This is a genomic window from Celeribacter neptunius, assembly GCF_900113955.1.
Taxonomy (GTDB): domain Bacteria; phylum Pseudomonadota; class Alphaproteobacteria; order Rhodobacterales; family Rhodobacteraceae; genus Celeribacter; species Celeribacter neptunius.
Map to the genome: position 1 here is coordinate 1,029,636 of NZ_FORH01000001.1, position 16,543 is coordinate 1,046,178.

The following is a 16,543-nucleotide window of genomic DNA, read 5'->3' on the forward strand; positions in this document are numbered from 1 at the left end:
GGGATTAAATTTTAGGCAGCCAACACCTCACAATCCTCACGACACATTTCCGGCATGATCCCGGCAGACGCCAACGCCTCTTTGATCGCGGTTTCCGGGTCAATCGGGTGCGTGGCTGCGCTCGCAAGGTTCGCCGCAAGTTCAAACCACGCGGTGTCGGGAAGGTAATGGTTCTGCATTTCGTCTGCTCCAAATCGGTTTCGATATGGATAGATTCTAAACCTGCGCGGAATCCGAGAGCAAGACAGAAAATCACCTAAATGTATGATTTTATTGGATAAAGTAAGTAAGCACTTAGTCACTTCACAAAATAGCCAAACATCAGAACATGCCATAGTTCTTTTGCGCTTCGAGTGCCGCTTGTTCCGCATCGGCTTGCGCCTTGGCTTCGCGCTTTTTCTGGCGCGCCTCTTGCTTAATCACCAACGCAGCCTGAATCCTTTCTTCGGACCAGCCCGCCTTTTTCTTCTCACGCCTAAATCGGTTGTCGCTACTCTGATCAGATTTCGCCTGCTTTTCCTCCGGCGAGAGATTGCCATAGCGCTTCTGCTCTTTTTCGGCGTGACGCTTTTTCGCATTCTCGTCGTGCTCGTCTCTCGTCTTACCTTCGATCTTCTCATACGACCGAACGACACCACCGTTCTCAGCAGCATATTCGGCCCGCTGCCTCTGCTTTTGCGCCTCGTATTCTTGCGGATCGCGCTCGGCCTTCCACCGCCTCGCATTACGCGCTGAATGGAGGTCTGCGTTCTCTTGCTTGATCTTCGCTCGCGTGTTTCTGATCAGGTCACGCTGTTGCGGTTTAAGGTTGGAACGACCTTGTGTGTCGTCGCTATTTTTGCTATTCATTTCCTACACCAAGTTATCAAAGAGGTGAGCGTTCCCGCGCTCGCCTCTTTTCTTATTTTGCGGCCTCTTCGATCACATTTGCCAGATCGGTCGCCACGTCGAGATTGAGCGGGTATTCTTTCTTCGTGATCGGCGAGACCAGTTTGAGGCCGTTCCCTGCGCGCTTCACCTCAATACCACTCAAAGCCGCAGCACCTTCGATCCAGCGTTTCTTGCGCTCAATATCCTTCGCAGTGAAAGAACCGGCAGACGCCAAGACCTCGGCGACGGTCGGCCCCTCACCCATCGGAATGAGCGCTTCCATATCGCCCGCGACGATCTTGATACCATCCTCAGACTTGGCGACGTCCACGCCCGGAATGTCAGCCGGGATTGTTCCCGCTTCGATCTCGCTGCGGACGTAATCGCCGATCACCTCGGAAATGGTTTTGTTTTTGGCTTCCGCGATCATGCGAAGTTGTTCAACGCGTTCACCGGGAAGACGAATGTGGTTACTCATAGGGTATTCCTTATTACTAAATTCAGATATAAGTTAACAGTTAACTGTTAGTGCGTCAATCGGAAATTTGGAGAAAAATGTTTCTGCGTATTTCTTGAGAGCACTTCAAACCGGGGGAAAAGTGTTTCTGCGCATTCCGCAGGAAGGTGTTTAGACAGCCACAGGAGGAATGTTTCTGCGTATTTCTTGCCTGTTAGGTATATATATAAATTATTAGTATTTATTAAACACTCAAGAAATACGCAGAAACATTTGTTACGTCCAAAACGACACGCATCCTCATAACACCCTCCTCCGGCTAACTCTTCCTCCCTCTCCCGGCCATATCAGGCTCAGCCCCACAAGGCACCAAAACCCGCCGTTCCGGTTCTGCCACCCCTGCCCCACACGGTAGCACGCGCGCACAGTCTCACAGAGAGTCACCAGACGCCCGTTGCGGCCTTCCGAGTCCACACCCACCGAAAGACCGCTACAGGCGCTCTAAGGCGCCTCTCAGCGCACTTTTGAAAATCAGGCCGCAGACCGCCGCAACACACCACCGGGGCGCATCATCTTCGTGATTTCGGACTGGACCAACGCTTTCATACTGCGTTCGGTCTCACTGGCGATCTTGGCGGCAAGGTCACGGTTCTTTTCCGGCGATCCGCCCGAAGCGTTCACGCTGATATTCGGCGCAATGGTGATCGAAGGTGCGGCGCTCATGGTCGGCTGTGACAGGCTGCTTGCCTTCGCCGCACCGACGAACCCGCCGCTCGCATAACCGCGAAGTGCAGAGCGATGCAGCGCATCGAGGTTCGCAACTCCGAGGCGTTCGGTCGCACGCTTCGACATAACGAATTCACCTCCATGCACGACACCCTTCGGCTCAAACGTGCCACCATCGCCAGTGTAGCCACCCGAAGCGAACGGCAGGAGACCACCAACCGCAGACGACACCCCGCCAAAAGCCCCAGAAAAGAGTTGCATCAAGAGCTTGTTCATGGCCGCCTGTGCGAGCTGCGCCAGTAAATCAAGAACCGCTTGTTCGGCAGATTTTGCGCCAGAGAAGACGCTCATGAACATTCCACTCAAAGCCTCTGCACCCCGTTGGCCCGCACCTTCGACCTGTTCGAGTTTCTTCGCGGCCTGCTCCGCATTCATGCCTGCCGTGACATACGCCTTTGCAAGCCGATCAATCTCGGCACTCAATTCCGGCGTGATCGCACGGCCTTCCGCCTGAGCCGCTGCCAGAAGCTGCGCACGCACACGGGCATATTCAACCGCATCACCGTAGCCCTGCGCCTGTGTCGCCGCCTGTTGCGCGGCTTGTGCTTCCGCCACATAGGCAAGGCGCTGGCGTTCCAGAGCCGCCACTGCGCCTTCATAGCCGCCCTGAGACCCTGCGCCGCCACCTGCGCCCGGTCCGGTGCCTGACGTGCCTCCTACGGGCGTCTCTGGTGGCGTCCAAGCATCACCCGAGGGCGACCAAGCCGGGGTGTTTCGCTGGCTCAAAATACCGATGATCTTGTTTTCTTCCGCGTCCAGTTCAGCAATGCGTTCCTGAAGGATTTCCGAAGGTGTCCCACTGCGTGAGCGCTTGCGATCAGACCAACCCGATTGCTCTTGATCGGTCGCATAGAGACCGGCTTTCTCTGCCATGATTTCGGCTTGGCGGCTTTCAAGTGTGGCGGTGCGCTGCGCTTCGAACGCCCGGAACCCGTCGATAAACTCCGAGAGCGAATAGGCCGCTGAGATGATCGCAGACTTCAAAGTCGTGCCGACCGTGTTCGCAACGGTCGTGAATTGCCGGTCGAGAATATCAGCCTTTGCAATCAAGTCATCACTCATGACCAGCCCGAGGTTCACGGCCTCGCGTTTGGTCTCTTCGATCTTGCGCGCGCCCTGCCCCAGAAGTTCAACAAAGCGCTCGCCGCCGGTGCCACCGAACAATTCGTCAGCGATCCGAATTTGCGCCGCCTTGTCCATCTGTTCGAGACGTTCGAGAATTTCGGACATGAGCGCAGACGGGTCTTTGAGTTTTCGCGCCAATTCTTCGGCGGTGTATCCGAGACGTTGAAAAGCATCCGCCCCACTGCCCTTGCCGGTCATGACGAATTCGTCGGCGCGAAGATTGAGTTCTTTCAAGCCATCGATCAGGCTATCAACCGGAATTCGGTTTTGCTCTGCGACGTGCGCCCAGATTTGAAAGTCTTCGGCACTCACACCGGCACGGCGGGCTTCATTGCCCACGGTTGCCACTTCCCGCGCAAGCACACGGGTCTGTGCAATCGCGGTTGCCGCGGCCCCGGCGATCAAAGTCACGCCTGCGGCAACGCCAGCGCCTGAGAATTTCACACCGCCAAACGCCTTGTTCATTTTGCCAGCGGTGCGTTTGGAACGGCTCTCAGCGTCGCGGGCAAATCTTTGCTGTGCGCGGTTTGCTTTCGCTAGTGCCTTTTCAAGTCGATCGATACGCCCCTCAATTGGGACAATCAGGCCGGGAAGTTCATTCGTCATTGTTCAAATACTCTTAGTTTAAAATGTAAAAAGTCCGCCCGAATTCGGGTCGTTGTAGGCACTCATGTTGGATTGACCGAGAGTCAGGCGGTAGACCGCCATGGCCGCAGCAACGGCACCGTCAATGCGGTCGGTCTTCTTGCCTTTGTGCATCTTCACCAGCCCGCTATCGGTGCGGACAGCGACCACGCTCGCGAGGTGATGCCGCAAGATCGGGTGTCCATCGTGGCGAATGAGCTTGCCGTTCACGATACGCTCAAGATCGGCACCGGCTGCGCCCATCGTCAGCGGACCTTGGCGCACTTCCACAACCGGCAAACCATCATCGTAAAGTCGTTGCATGATCCGTTGCGCAAGGTGCGGGTCAAAGCCGATTTCGCGCACGTCATACGTCGCGCACAACTCGCGAATTTCGTCTTCAACATCCTCTTCCGAGATGATCGGACCAGCACAGAGGCGAATGAGCCCTTTATCGGCCCATTCCTGATACGGCACCCCATCACGGTCAGATCGGGCTTTCAGGTCTTCCCCTGGCACAAAGAACGTGGGCTTCAACGTCACCTGCCCGTCAGGATGTTGGAACGCCGCGACAACGGCGGTCAGGTCGCCAGAGCGCGACAGGTCAACCCCAAGCCAACACGGCAGGGTTTCGAGGTCTGCCGGATCGTCATCAAACTGGCGCGCGTCATAGGTTGCGAAGTCAAAGAGCGGGTCGCGGCTGTTCGCAAACCAGCGGTTCAAGTTGTATTGTTCGAAGCTGTAACGCTCGCTCGGACTGTCCGCCGCTTTCTTCGCCACAGACCGCAGCCCGTCCAGATCGGGGAAGCCGTAAGGCAAGCCGGGGTTGACCTTGTGCCAAACCTCTTCGTCGTCCCATTGGTCGCCCTCTTCCGGCTCAAACAGGATCGGCAACACCTCTTCGTTTTCGATCTGACCGAGGGCAACACCGCGCGCATAGTTGTAGAGATCGGCGGCAAGCCCTTCGTTTCCGCGACCGGCAGTTGTCGCAATGACCGTCAAGCCACCTGCCCGCTTCACCATGCCCGATTGCAGCGCTTCCCAAAGATCATTGCCGCGCCATGTGTGGATTTCATCGGCGAGCACAAAGGTCGGCGTCGTGCCGTGCTGTGCGCGCCCGTCCGAGGATACAGACTTGAGCGAAGACCCGTCCAACGCGCTCTTGATCGTCTTCGGCGCGTTGTGGGCGTCGTAAATCTTGGTCACGCCTTCAAGACGTTTGTCTTGGCGCACAATCTCCGCAGCCTCACGGAAACCAATGCCCGCTTGTTCACGGTCTGACGCAGCAAAGATGATCTGACCCGCCGCTACCCGCTCAGGTCCGAGAAGATGCAGAAGTGCGAGCGCCGCAGCCAGCGAGGTCTTGCGATTACCGCGCGGGATCATGAGAAAAACCTGTTTCACGATCCGCGACCCGTCAGGTTTGCGCGGGCCGTAAATCCGGCGAACGATACGCTCTTGCCACGGCGCGAGCTGAAAGGCGCGTTTTGGTGCCGTGCTCGCCGGATGCCGCAGACGCCGCAAGAATTCCACCGCGCGCTCACCGAAGCCCATCGGATCGGGAATAGGTGAATTGTCCGTCACCCATGTCGGATAGGTGCTCTTCGTGCTCATGGCTTACACCGCAAGCGGGTCGTCGTCGTCCGCATCCTCTGGCGCATTTGAGCCGATCCGGGCGCGTGACGTGGGCGTGAGGCCGTATTCGCTGGCGAACTGCCGTGCGGTCTGTGCTGCGCGGTTCATCACACCGAAGAGCTTCACGTCGATATGCCCACCGGCGGCGGCGCGTTCCTCTTCGATCTGGCGCACGATACCGACCGAGATGCAGTAACTTTCCACGCCCGCAAGATCGGCTTTCGTGATGATCCGTCGCGCGATCAGTTGCGGCATGATCCGCTTCCATTCGGCTTTGGCGTGGGCGCTAAGATATTTCGGCGCGGTCGGTGCCTTCGTCAAAGCGTCTGTGTCGGGGGTCAGGGCGGGCTTAATGCCGCGCATGTGTATGGCGCTCATACCGCTGCCCCTGTGATTTGCAGACCACCACGGCGATCAAGCTCGACAATCTGGCGAATGTCATAGCTCTGCCCTTTGTATGTCACCCGGTCGTCGGTCGTGATCGTCGCAGGCGTCCAGCGGATCACAAAGACCCGTGTCGCTTTCTCGCCTTCACCGAGATCAAGCGTGACCTGATCCGCCATGAGGTCACGCACTTCGGCGCGCACGGTCAGGAAGGTTTCCCACGTCTCAAGGGTCGCGCCGGTCTCTGTGATCTCTTCGGCCTTACGCTCAAAGCTCACTTGCCGGTCAAGATTACCTGCTTTCATGGTCACACCTTCCACCGAATTACGGCCTCAAGGCTCATTGCGCCATGTGTGAGCGTCAGGTTCGGCTGCGGATCACGCACCCAAACCACACTCGGCTTGTGCCATTCATCCACGAAAATCTCACCATTCGCATTCGGACCAAATTCCAGCGCGTCAAACACCGCCGCACCGATCTGGTGCGCCGTGTCTGCGCCATCCTCTTGCGCCCACATGTGCAAGATCAGGGACACACGGGCGGCGCGGTTTGATCGTCCAGCACGTCCGAGGTAATCCGTCGCCGCGTTGGAAAACAGGATTGAAGGAAGGTTGTCAGGGCGACCACCAGCGGCACGAATGTTCTTCGGCTCGACAAGCGCGGTCACATCCGGCGCCGCAATCAAGGTCTGGCGAATAGCGGTCTGAAAACCAAGAACAGGGTCAAGCATTGCCGCCCCCGTTCTTCGCAGCGTTGCGCACCGCCTTACCAATGGCGCGACCGATCCGGCGCTTGTTCCGATCCTGCGTCAGACGGATTGCGGGCAAGAGAAACGGCTGTGCGTCGGTGCCGGGGTGGTCTGTGCCTTCAAACTGCCCGCCGTTCTTGTGCGGATCGGTGCCGAATTCGACAAGATGCCCGTGGCGTTGATCGGGATTACCGACCGTCACAAGGGCTTGGTTCTCATTTGCTTGGCGACGTCCACCACCCTGCGCATAGGCTGGCGTGACACCACCGGGCGCGGTCACTTCAATGGAGTCGATCAGGTCGCCTGTGTCTTCCGGTGCGAGGGCTTTGGCGACGTTGGCGAGATCATTTGCCGAAGCGATCAGTGCGGGTTTGATCTCTGCAATGATCTCCGAGGGGATGGCTTCAAGACGTGCAGCAAGGCGTTTGGACTGTGCTTTGAGATCGCTTGTCATGTGGCACCACCCACATTCCACTTGCGATGCGCTTGCAAGAGATCATGGACCCCGAACGGCACCACAGCGGCTTTGCTGCCAGCTTGTGCGGCTTCGCGGTTCTCATACCAAAATCCCGCAAGCATGAGCACCGCGAGCTGAATATCCGGATAATTGACGTTAACATAGGAGCTACCTGTGTAGCGGGTCGCATACTGTTCGGCGGCGTCGAGGTAGGTCGTCAAAAGATCGTCGTCGAGATCGTGCTCAAGATTCAAATGGGCTTTGAGCAAGGCCACAGGGATAACGGACATGAAAAATCAATCGGCTTAAAGAATGTTAATAAAATTAACATATAGCAAATTAAACGTATTGTGAAGTTCGCCATAGCAGACATATTGCTATTCAAGATTTAATGAGCGTAACTTTTAGCGCGATATTGATTTAAGCCTTGAGGAGAAAAGATATGACCAACGGCTATGCCCTCACTACATTTCTGAACGACAACCATATCGAAAAAGATCAATTTGGACGCGGGAACTTTCCTGCCGACGTATCTCTCAATTCTGCAAATCCTATTTCGGCAGAAATGACAGTCCATTTCGATCTGTTTAGCGACTTTTCTGAACACCTAACTCTTGAAGAGGTCGGTGGCTTTATCGCAGGACAGACGCCAATCGGCTTCAAAAGGGATTTCGGGGAATGGGTTCATTCCGGGAAAAAACTTACGATTTCTGGGAACTATCCAGCCACCGGCCCTTACACCGTAGAAATCTTGTTGAAGTGATGAGACACACGACCAAGATCCAAAAAGTTATTTAACGCAAATCGTGTGCGAACCTCCCCCCGCCGGTCCTCTGCTATAGGGCAAAGTTCAAGACTACCCCCGGCACTGTTACCTATTGCACCCTCATACCTTCCAGCACTATGAATCAGACAAAGAACATATGAGGAACGTGCAGAATGGACCTAACAAGTGTTTCCGAGATCATTGGCCTTGCCACAGGCGCAGTTGGTCTCACGGGCAAAGCCGCATCCACAGCAGAGACGATCAAAGGTTTGATCTCGTCTGACAAAGAACCAGACAAGGGCGAAACGGCTCAGCTACTGAATACCCTAGCTTCACAGCTAACTGCCGCGAACCTAATGAACGTGCAGCTCAGTGAGGCTCTTCGATCACTAAGTGCAGACCTTCAAAAACAAGATGAATTTGAGCGAGAGAAGGCGCGTTATGAATTACATGAAACCGGAGATGAAGCGCTTGTGTTTAAGCTTCGCGAGGACGCAGCGAACGGCCAGCCGATGCACTACCTTTGCCCTGTTTGTCTTCACCGGGATAAGCTCTTTAGTTACCTACAGGGCGACAACAAGATAAAATTCTGTCAAACGGACTCAACGCACTTCTTTCATTTCGCCCCTAGAGAGCCAAGGAAACCAAGACGGGGTTCAGCTTGGGTTGTGTGATAGTGATCGCGTCACGCACTACGCAAATCACCCACCGTCAGCACCTTCTCAGTCGGCATACCTTTCCGAAGGCGCGTCTTAATCGTCGCGGCGTTGATACCTGTGCGCCAAGACCATTCTTTCACAGTCAAGGTCTCGCCGTTGTGGGTAATCGTCAATTCTGGCGGTCCACGCCGCCACGTCTTCTTTTGAGCTTCGCGACAAGCACGACCCTGCACCTCTTGGCGCGCCTCTTCCTGTGCATCTTCGACACTCACCGATAGAGCTTTAGCCAGAGGCCAGCCACGGCCAAGACGCGCATGAATAGTGCTCACCTTGAGGCCCGTGCGTTCTGACCATTCCGCAAGCGTCAGGGTTTCGCCGTTGTGCGTATAGGTCGGGATTGATCGCTTCTCTTGCTCTTTCCGCTGGCTGGCGTTGAACTCAATCTTTCGCTTCTGCACACCATCCAAAAGCTCTTCTGCGGTCGGTGCCTCTGCGATCCGCTTCCGCATGTGTTCGATCACCTGCATCATATCCGGATCAGCACCATCACAGACGATTTGTAAGTCTTCGTTCTCGGTCGTCAGGAATGTGCGTGTCTCTTCGATCATCCGCAGCTTTGTTTTTCGTGAGGAACCACTCTCGCCACCAATGCCGAATGTGGCGTCTTCCACGGCAAGCAAGAGCACAGCGGTCCAGAGATCGCGCTCAGCCATTACTGTTCCCTTTCGATGGGAGCGAACCACCTCCAAAAAGAGACCAGAAAATCCGTATGATGATAAAATAACACATCTTAATTTGGTCACATTTACGCGATTGCCGATAAGAGAACGGCTGCATAGAAAAGCTGCACGCAATTTCGCGTGGGAAACATTCATCTTTAGATTTCATTCGGGGGAAACTGTGAAAAAAGTTCTGACAGCCGCCTTTATTTCCGTTGCTGCGCTTACCGCCTGCGAACAAGCAAGCGTTCCAGAAATGACGCACTACAATGGCAGACCGCTTCAACTTGTAGCCAAAATGACACCGGGCATGTTCGATGAAGAGGTCAAGCTCTATATCGACAATGAACTCGTCATCAATGAGCGCTCGCAACCTTTCGGCGGCTCGTCTCAGACGTTTGAGGGAACTTGGAAAGGTCGCAAGGTAGTTGCCCGCGCCACCGCTGTGCAGAAGTTCATGACCAGCTACATCATGGTTGACGTCTTTATCGACGGAACACTGGTCGATACACTCACCATCTAAATTTCGAATAGCGCGCTCAGACATGGGCGCGCTCTTCCCGTTGCTTCTGCCGGTCGTGGCACGGCTTGCACAGCGCTTGCCAATTGCTCTTATCCCAGAATAGCCGGTCGTCGCCTTTGTGTGGAATGATGTGATCCACCACGGTCGCGGGCGACCCGCAGCGGGCGCAAACAGGGAAGTATTTCAGGAACTCAAGACGGGCTTTGCGCCATGTGTGGTTGTAGCCCCTCTGAGCCGCCATAGGGCGTCTTTGGTCGTGGCGTTTGTTCCGGGCGCGGGTGCGGGCGATCTGACACGCACAGCGCTCGCCATGCGGCACCACGCGACCGCAGGAACAGACGTGCGGCGGTTTAGGCATTCAGCCTCGCTTTCAGGCCGTGCAGCTTGTTTCGATCAAAGGCCGGGTCGTGTCCAAGCTCTTCAATCTCTTTCAGGCGTTCCGGCGTGTAATCATTTGCTTGCGGTGCGGGGTCTTCCTCTGCGCTGCCGTGAATGGCTTTCAACATGGCAAGCTTGCCTTTGAAGGCTTCGGTGATCTCGGTCGGTGTTGCCGCCCATGTTTCTTGCGGCGTCCAGCCAAGCCAGCCCGTGCCGATCTGGTAAAGCTCTGCGTAGGCGTCAGACCATGAGAGCGCTTTGCCGGTCTTCTTGGGTGTCTCTGCGCCCTGTCCTTCATCATCGCCGGTGGGGTTCAGGAACCTGCTCAGGAGCGCCACACAGGGGCCTTCCAGAGTCGCCTTGATCTGTTTGAGGGGTTTACCCTCCAGAGAAGACAAAAGAGCCTCAGCGGCAACGTGGGACACCGCTGAGGCTCGAATGAGCGTTTGCACCGTGTTCAAGTGGAATTGGTCGAAGTGAAGGAGAAAGCCCGACCAACCGTTATACAAACGCTCAAGGGTCATCGCAGCCCGCAAGGTCGGTCGCAGAGTCACGACATGACCACCGTGACGAACTGTGACCTCTTCCAAGCGGGCGAGCGGTGTCATGGCTTATGCAGCCATGAGCAACTTACGGAACGCAGTCGGACGCACGACACCGGCACCAACGCGGCGGCGGGCATGGTAACGCATCAAACCGGATGTGCGCACTGTGTAGGGGTCGGCCATCACAGCGAGAGACAGGCGGTCATAAATGCGGTAGCCGCGTTTGAAGTCACCGAAGATGATCGGTTCGGCACCGTCTGCCACGTCAGGCATGTCCACAGCTTCGACCACCGGGCGACCGAGGATCGTCTCAGGTTGACCGGACTGATAGGACGGCTGCCACAGATAGTTGCCGTTGCCGTCTTTCATGGTGCGGATCGTGGCGAGGGTCGCGCCGTTCATGACGAACGTCCCGGCGTTCCGGTAGGTCGCCGGGAGCGCATACATCATCGCGATAAGAGCGTCAGCATCGAGGTCGGTCGCGTGACCGTTCGAGGTCGCGGCGATATTGGTGTCTTGCATAAAACCGGACGGCTCAAGAGCGGTGCTGCCGTTCACGAATGACAGGGCTTCTTTCTGACCGAAGTCTTCGGACAGGGCGAGATTGACCTCACCGAGAACGTTCGCACTGTCTTCTGCAAGTTGAAGCGACAGGTCCACATAGGTCGCCATTTCCTTGATCGCCAGTTCACCTTGATCAAAGGTCGGCTCACTGCCGGTGCGGGTATCGGTTTCACCAACCCAAACGGCATTGGTCACAGAGGTCCGTTTCGGCAAAAGAACGGTATGGGACGCGGTGGTGCGCACATCGGCAATGCCACGGATCGGCGAGAACTCGACAAGGTTGCGAATGAACTCGCTCGAAGTATCTTCCGGTGCGAGCACATAGTTCGGATTGTCGTTCGCAACGGTCAGCGATTTCTTTTCGGCGTCGTTGCCTTGCAGGTAAGAGACGAACGCTTTCTGTTCGGGCTTCTGACCGTTCACAATAGCCGGTGCGCCGGTCGGGCGGTTCGATTTGGCTTCCAGAGCGTCAAGACGCGCGTTCACGCGGTCGAAAGCTTTGGTGTCCATTTGCGGTGCATTGGCCGGTGCCGCTTTGGCTTCCGGCTCATTGGTTTCGATGTCTTCGTTTTCCATGAGAATTTCCTTGTTCAAATTTGAAGATTTTAAAGAGGTGATCTGCGCCCCCGGATGAGCCGGAACGGCAACAATGCTGATTTCGTGAAGTTCAAGCGCAGTAATCTTGCGCCCCTTGCCCACGCGCTTTGCGTCTTTTGTGAAGAACCCAATGGAAAGCCCTGAGATCGCACCTGATTTTACCATCGCGCGCACTTCACGGGCGCGTTCAACGTCTTCGATCAGAAGACGCCCCTTCACGGTCAAACCGGCGTCGGTTTCTGTCAGTTCATCCCAGACGCCCACCACCTGCGCTTGGTCGTGAGCGAAGAGCATGGGAAGGGTTTTCGGACCTGAGAACGCGCCCTTTTCGATCACATCGCCCACGCGGTCGGCAGAGCCGAACGGCCACGCAATGCCGGTGATCTCGCCCGTGTCCGTGACGCTCAGGTCGGCTTTGATTTCGAGACGGTCGGTCATGCCGCGACACTCAGGGAAGCCCCCAGATCACCGGTCGCGGCGACTTCGGTCTCTTCATCTTTGGCGCTCACACCGCTCCAACGGGCTTCCATGATCTCGAATGCGAGCGGGAAGACCTCAGACAGCGGACGGTTTGCGGCGTAGGCGTCACAGAGACGTTTCGCGTCTTCCGGGTCAGCACCGCCACCGATTAGACCGAGGCGAATGACCTCTGTGAGAAGGTTCACCGGATAGGCACCATTCACGAACTGGAAATAGAGCGCACCGACACCAAGGCCGGTAATCCGTTCAAGTTCAGCAAGCATGGGATCGGTCAGGCAAAAGGCGTGGTCGCGATCACCGAAAAAGCCGGTGTAGGTAATCTGTTCATTCATTGGAAATGTCTTCTTTCTCAGGCGCGGAAATTGCGCCGGTTGTCGTGTAAGGGTTCTGCAATTCGTTGCCGTTGGCGTGGGGCTGCAAATTCAGCCCTGCCCGCACTTCATTCGCAGTCATGACACCCATGCTGCGATATTGGCCGTAAGCGGCGGCACGGGCGGCGGTGTCGGTCGTGGTGAGATCATCGGTCACGAACTCCGCATAAAGCTCACGGCGCTCTTCCGGCGTCAGGAGACAACGCGCATAAGCCCATGCCCAATTGGTCAGCCACGGTTTGAGCGTCACTTGAAGGAACTGGCGCGCCATTTCTTCGGTGTTCGACCATGTGCCACGGGTCAGCTCGAAAAGCATCGTGGGCGGGACACGGAAGACACGGGCGATTTCTCGGATTTGTTCGAGGCGGTTCTCGGCGAACTGTGCGTCGGTGAGCGTCATCGTCACCGCCTCATAGCTCATGCCCTCGTCAAGAATGGCCGTGCCGCCGGAATTGCCGGAACCATGTGCAGCGGTCCAGCTTGTCGCCAGATTGCGTTTGGCTTCATCACCAAGGGCTTTCTCGGATTTGATGATGCCGCCGGGTTTGCCACCATTGGCGAAGAGGCGCGCGATATGAGCCTCAAAGGCAAGCGCAAGCCCGATAGCCTCGCGACCGAGAACAATCGGTGAGACACCACCAAAGGCTTCAACGTGTAGAATGTCTGTGAATGTGTAGCGGCGCGGACCGTCTGCATGTTGCACGATGTAGGTGGGTTCGCCGTAACTATCTGTTTCGATCTGCAAGGCGGAAGGCTCAATGCGGTGAAGCTCAACCGGGTCGCCAATGCCGTTGCGCACCACCAAAGCACAGCCACGACCGTAAAGAAGCGCGTCGGTCGTCAGTTGCTCGCGAAGAGCTTGCGCAGACGTCCACGGGTTCGCTTCGTCGTGCATGAGCTTATACGCGGGATGATCGGTAACAGACGCCCTACCCTCGCGCTCATAGAGCTTCACAGGCAAGCTGCCGACCGTCTCAGAGATCAGAGAGACCGCACAGGCCACCGCAGGAACGCGCATGGCGGACTCTGACGTGACGGTCTGACCAGTGATTGAAGGCGTAATGTTGAAAATGGGGAAAGCGGCGGACGTCGAAACGCCCACCGCCTTCTTAGTAAATCTTGAAAGGACTTTTTGAAACACGAACTAAAAACACTTGAACTAAATAACGGTATCATAATACCCCATTAAGCGCATAATGTGAATCCCTGTTCGAAAGAAAGTTTCAGGAGATTTAGGTGAGATCGTATGCCGGTAGCTGATTGATCGCGTTGACCTTGGTCGCAAGCGTCACGTCGCCGTAGTTGTCGCCCGCAGTCTTTCCGGCGTGTCCTTGAATTGCATCGGCCACACGGTCAGAGATACCAAGCTCACGGCATTGCGTTTTCAGCCGGTGCCGCCATGCGTGGTTTGGTTGCGCAAGATCATCAGGCGTCAGCTTTTCAGCGCGAAGCCATTCTGAAAGCTGGTTCGAGATACGAACCGCCTTTTGCAAATACTTCGCCGGATCGGTCCCATTGTGGAACAAGGGACCATTGCCAGAGGCTTCCACAAACGCCGGAAAACCCTCTTTGACGATCTGAGGGTGCAAAGGCACGTCACGATAGCCGCCAGCCTTCACAGTGCCCGCCTCTGGCGTGATACGGATTACCCAGACGTCACCCTCTTGCCGCACATCCTCTTTCCGAAGCTGTGTGATCTCAGTGACCCGTGCGCCGGTGAAAGCACAGATGATAGGAACCCAACGTTTAGCGGCGACCAATTGCGGCTTTTCGCGAACCCTGCCCCATGCGTCTTCGTTTGGTTCATATGACCTAGAGGCTTTGAGCACCTTAACAGCTTCCGTGTCGGTGTAGCCCTTCTCACGGGTCACAACCCGTTTTTGCTTGCTTTGCTTCACCGTCGCAGCGACATTCTCGGAAAGGCGCTCATTCTCAAACGCCCACTGCAACAGCGAGCGCACCGTTGAAAGGTAGACCGTGCTCACGGTTGTTGCCGACTTGCTTTTCAGAAGATCGTCACGCCATGCAATCACGTCCTTACGGGTGATTTTGGCCGCGTCGTCATGTTTGAGAAATTTGCGAAGGTTCTCAATTACCGTGGTGAGGCGCTTGCCCCCATCCTTCATGGAACCGGCTTGTTTGCGCATCGCCACATAATCAGACCAAAGGCGTTTAATGCTCACCGGCTCTGGCGTGTCTTGCGGGGGCTGTGCGTCTCTAATGATCGGCGCGCTAGGTGTGCCGGTAAAATCGCCTTCGTCGCGCTCTGCAACCCGTCCTAAAGCCTCTAGCTCTGCACTACACAGCGCACGGGCAATCACACGCCATTCATCGCTTCCGATCTCCGCAGCGAGGTTGCCAGCCGCCCGGAACCGTTCAACCTGATAGCCGACCAATTCCGACAACTCTGCATCGTCGGCACGTCCAGCAACCGCATTGCGAAGCCGCGAAACTAGGTCATCATCAATACCAACGTTTGCATATCGGCGATCATTCCTAAGTTCGTCATCAAAGGCGAGGCGCTGCGTGTAGTGGCTGTGCGCGATCTGTTGCGGCGTCAGGATGTAGCGAGGATCAGGCGCAATGTTCCGCCCGGTCTGTTGCGCATACATTCGTTCGGCGTCCGCGATCTCGCGTTGATGGTTCGCCACGGCACCCGGCAAAAGCTTGAGCGCTTGGCGGTAGTCACCACCGAGAGGGGTTCGCAGTTCCCACTTATTACTAAAGAAACCCCGAAGGTGTTGCGGCACAACTACCCGTGCATGATAACGCCCCGACCGATTCACTAAATGACGAACTTTTCCGGCCATTTTTAAATCCCGTTTGTAACCAAAGTTGTAACCTTGAAACGGACATAAGCCCTTATTTGCAAGGGTTTTCTTTGATTACAAAGGGATAGGATGGTGGGTGATAAGAGATTTGAACTCCTGACATCTTCGATGTGAACGAAGCGCTCTACCACTGAGCTAATCACCCAAGGGTCACTGTCACCAGTGATCCGGTGGCGCGGTTTCTAGCCTCTGGCTTGCGGGAGCGCAAGAGGGTTTTTCGAAAAATTCCGCACCTGAGTTTGCAGGCAGGAGACCGGCGCAGAGATGGCACCGATCCCGGCCTCGCGACACGGGTCTCAGCGCTCTTCGCTGGCGCTGCCCTCCGCGTCCTCGGCGTCCGGCGTCTCGTTCAGCATCGCCTTGGAGCGGCGCAGCTTGGCGATGATTACATGGGCACCGGTCGCCTCTTTCTGGCGATTCACGGAAATCTTGCCCAGGGGCGGCAGGTTGAGCTCCGTACCCTCCTGAAGCGCATCGCCGATGATTTTCAACGTTGCTACCATCGCCTTTTTGGCCTCGGAGCGTTTGACGCCCGACAGCTCGGCAACTTTTTCGATCATCTCTTTCTTTTTCATGGTTTCGACCACACTGGTTTTGGGCGCTTGGACCGGCGCGGGAGCGGCGCTCACGGCGATGGTCTTTTGCGGCGCGGGTTTCGGTTTCGCCGAGGCGGCAGGTGCTTTGCGCTGAGGCGTTTTTCTTGCCGTCCCGGTCGCTTTCGATGCGGATTTCCGCGGTGCCATGGAAGCCCCTTTCTGGACGTCCCGGTCTGAAACGCCGATCTGGATGTTGCGGGGTCATTTGCCCTCACAAGACTCTTAACGCCGGAGCCGCGCCGCGCGCAAATGGGAATTTTCGAAATCGTTTCCCCAGCGTGAAGCGCGTGGAAAATGCATCATTCTCAACAGGTTTTGCTCAACAGCCGCCCATCCGCAAAGGCTCCCGGTATCGCCATGAGCCCCATGTCGCCCACACCAAGGGACACGCCATGAAACCCACACAAAGAAAACCACGGAAAGAAAAA

At 56.2% G+C, this 16,543-nt stretch carries 20 protein-coding genes and 1 tRNA gene; 3 read left to right on the forward strand and 18 right to left on the reverse strand.

Annotated features, from left to right (window positions below):
• Positions 1-321 precede the first annotated feature (321 nt).
• From BM151_RS05040 to BM151_RS05080, 9 genes are all read right to left on the reverse strand, one after another.
• Positions 322-849, reverse strand: coding sequence for a hypothetical protein (locus BM151_RS05040; RefSeq protein WP_090058434.1), 528 nt, complete (start codon positions 847-849; stop codon positions 322-324).
• A 52-nt stretch (positions 850-901) separates the two neighbouring features.
• Positions 902-1,348, reverse strand: a complete 447-nt coding sequence (locus BM151_RS05045; protein WP_143093042.1) for a hypothetical protein — start codon at positions 1,346-1,348, stop codon at positions 902-904.
• Positions 1,349-1,858: 510 nt separating this feature from the next.
• A complete protein-coding gene (locus BM151_RS05050; protein ID WP_090058439.1) occupies positions 1,859-3,844 on the reverse strand; it encodes a phage tail tape measure protein in 1,986 nt (661 codons plus the stop codon).
• 18 nt (positions 3,845-3,862) lie between these two features.
• Positions 3,863-5,476, reverse strand: a complete 1,614-nt coding sequence (locus BM151_RS05055) for a terminase large subunit (RefSeq protein ID WP_090058441.1) — start codon at positions 5,474-5,476, stop codon at positions 3,863-3,865.
• Positions 5,477-5,479: 3 nt separating this feature from the next.
• A complete protein-coding gene (locus tag BM151_RS05060) occupies positions 5,480-5,875 on the reverse strand; it encodes a phage terminase small subunit P27 family (RefSeq protein ID WP_090058443.1) in 396 nt (131 codons plus the stop codon).
• Positions 5,872-6,186, reverse strand: coding sequence for a phage head closure protein (locus BM151_RS05065; RefSeq protein ID WP_090058446.1), 315 nt, complete (start codon positions 6,184-6,186; stop codon positions 5,872-5,874). The genes BM151_RS05060 and BM151_RS05065 overlap by 4 nt, the downstream gene beginning before the upstream one ends.
• A gap of 2 nt (positions 6,187-6,188) precedes the next feature.
• Positions 6,189-6,611, reverse strand: coding sequence for a DUF3168 domain-containing protein (locus tag BM151_RS05070; protein ID WP_090058448.1), 423 nt, complete (start codon positions 6,609-6,611; stop codon positions 6,189-6,191).
• Positions 6,604-7,083, reverse strand: coding sequence for an HK97 gp10 family phage protein (locus BM151_RS05075; protein ID WP_090058451.1), 480 nt, complete (start codon positions 7,081-7,083; stop codon positions 6,604-6,606). The genes BM151_RS05070 and BM151_RS05075 overlap by 8 nt, the downstream gene beginning before the upstream one ends.
• Positions 7,080-7,376: a head-tail connector protein gene (locus BM151_RS05080; protein ID WP_090058455.1), complete on the reverse strand. Its 297-nt coding sequence runs from the start codon at positions 7,374-7,376 to the stop codon at positions 7,080-7,082. Before BM151_RS05080 ends, BM151_RS05075 begins: the two co-directional genes overlap by 4 nt.
• A gap of 152 nt (positions 7,377-7,528) precedes the next feature.
• Between BM151_RS05080 and BM151_RS05085 the strand changes: the two genes are divergently transcribed.
• Both BM151_RS05085 and BM151_RS05090 read left to right on the forward strand, forming a co-directional pair.
• Entirely contained in the window at positions 7,529-7,849 is a 321-nt protein-coding gene (locus BM151_RS05085; RefSeq protein WP_090058458.1) for a hypothetical protein, read from the forward strand.
• Between the two features lie 176 nt (positions 7,850-8,025).
• A complete protein-coding gene (locus tag BM151_RS05090) occupies positions 8,026-8,526 on the forward strand; it encodes a hypothetical protein (protein WP_090058460.1) in 501 nt (166 codons plus the stop codon).
• A gap of 11 nt (positions 8,527-8,537) precedes the next feature.
• Here BM151_RS05090 and BM151_RS05095 read toward each other — a convergent pair whose 3' ends face one another.
• Positions 8,538-9,224: a hypothetical protein gene (locus BM151_RS05095; protein WP_090058463.1), complete on the reverse strand. Its 687-nt coding sequence runs from the start codon at positions 9,222-9,224 to the stop codon at positions 8,538-8,540.
• A 187-nt stretch (positions 9,225-9,411) separates the two neighbouring features.
• On the opposite strand from BM151_RS05095, the gene BM151_RS21400 reads away from it, so the two are divergent.
• Positions 9,412-9,753 (forward strand): hypothetical protein, encoded by a 342-nt coding sequence (locus BM151_RS21400; RefSeq protein ID WP_143093043.1) that lies wholly within the window; start codon positions 9,412-9,414, stop codon positions 9,751-9,753.
• A 16-nt stretch (positions 9,754-9,769) separates the two neighbouring features.
• Here the strand turns inward: BM151_RS21400 and BM151_RS05105 are convergent, their stop codons facing one another.
• The 8 genes from BM151_RS05105 to BM151_RS21760 all read right to left on the reverse strand — a co-directional run bounded on the left by BM151_RS05105 (position 9,770) and on the right by BM151_RS21760 (position 16,262).
• Positions 9,770-10,111, reverse strand: coding sequence for an HNH endonuclease signature motif containing protein (locus BM151_RS05105; protein ID WP_090058468.1), 342 nt, complete (start codon positions 10,109-10,111; stop codon positions 9,770-9,772).
• Entirely contained in the window at positions 10,104-10,739 is a 636-nt protein-coding gene (locus BM151_RS05110) for a hypothetical protein (protein WP_143093044.1), read from the reverse strand. Before BM151_RS05110 ends, BM151_RS05105 begins: the two co-directional genes overlap by 8 nt.
• Before the next feature lie 3 nt (positions 10,740-10,742).
• Positions 10,743-12,275, reverse strand: a complete 1,533-nt coding sequence (locus tag BM151_RS05115) for a phage major capsid protein (RefSeq protein WP_090058472.1) — start codon at positions 12,273-12,275, stop codon at positions 10,743-10,745.
• A complete protein-coding gene (locus BM151_RS05120; protein ID WP_090058475.1) occupies positions 12,272-12,649 on the reverse strand; it encodes a gene transfer agent family protein in 378 nt (125 codons plus the stop codon). Before BM151_RS05120 ends, BM151_RS05115 begins: the two co-directional genes overlap by 4 nt.
• Positions 12,642-13,829: a phage portal protein gene (locus tag BM151_RS05125; protein ID WP_090058477.1), complete on the reverse strand. Its 1,188-nt coding sequence runs from the start codon at positions 13,827-13,829 to the stop codon at positions 12,642-12,644. The genes BM151_RS05120 and BM151_RS05125 overlap by 8 nt, the downstream gene beginning before the upstream one ends.
• A gap of 91 nt (positions 13,830-13,920) precedes the next feature.
• On the reverse strand, positions 13,921-15,498 hold the full coding sequence (locus tag BM151_RS05130; protein WP_090058480.1) for a DUF6538 domain-containing protein: 1,578 nt from the start codon (positions 15,496-15,498) through the stop codon (positions 13,921-13,923).
• Between the two features lie 91 nt (positions 15,499-15,589).
• A tRNA-Val gene (locus tag BM151_RS05135) sits at positions 15,590-15,664 on the reverse strand.
• Between the two features lie 151 nt (positions 15,665-15,815).
• A complete protein-coding gene (locus BM151_RS21760) occupies positions 15,816-16,262 on the reverse strand; it encodes an HU family DNA-binding protein (protein WP_090058483.1) in 447 nt (148 codons plus the stop codon).
• Between the last annotated feature and the right edge of the window lie 281 nt (positions 16,263-16,543).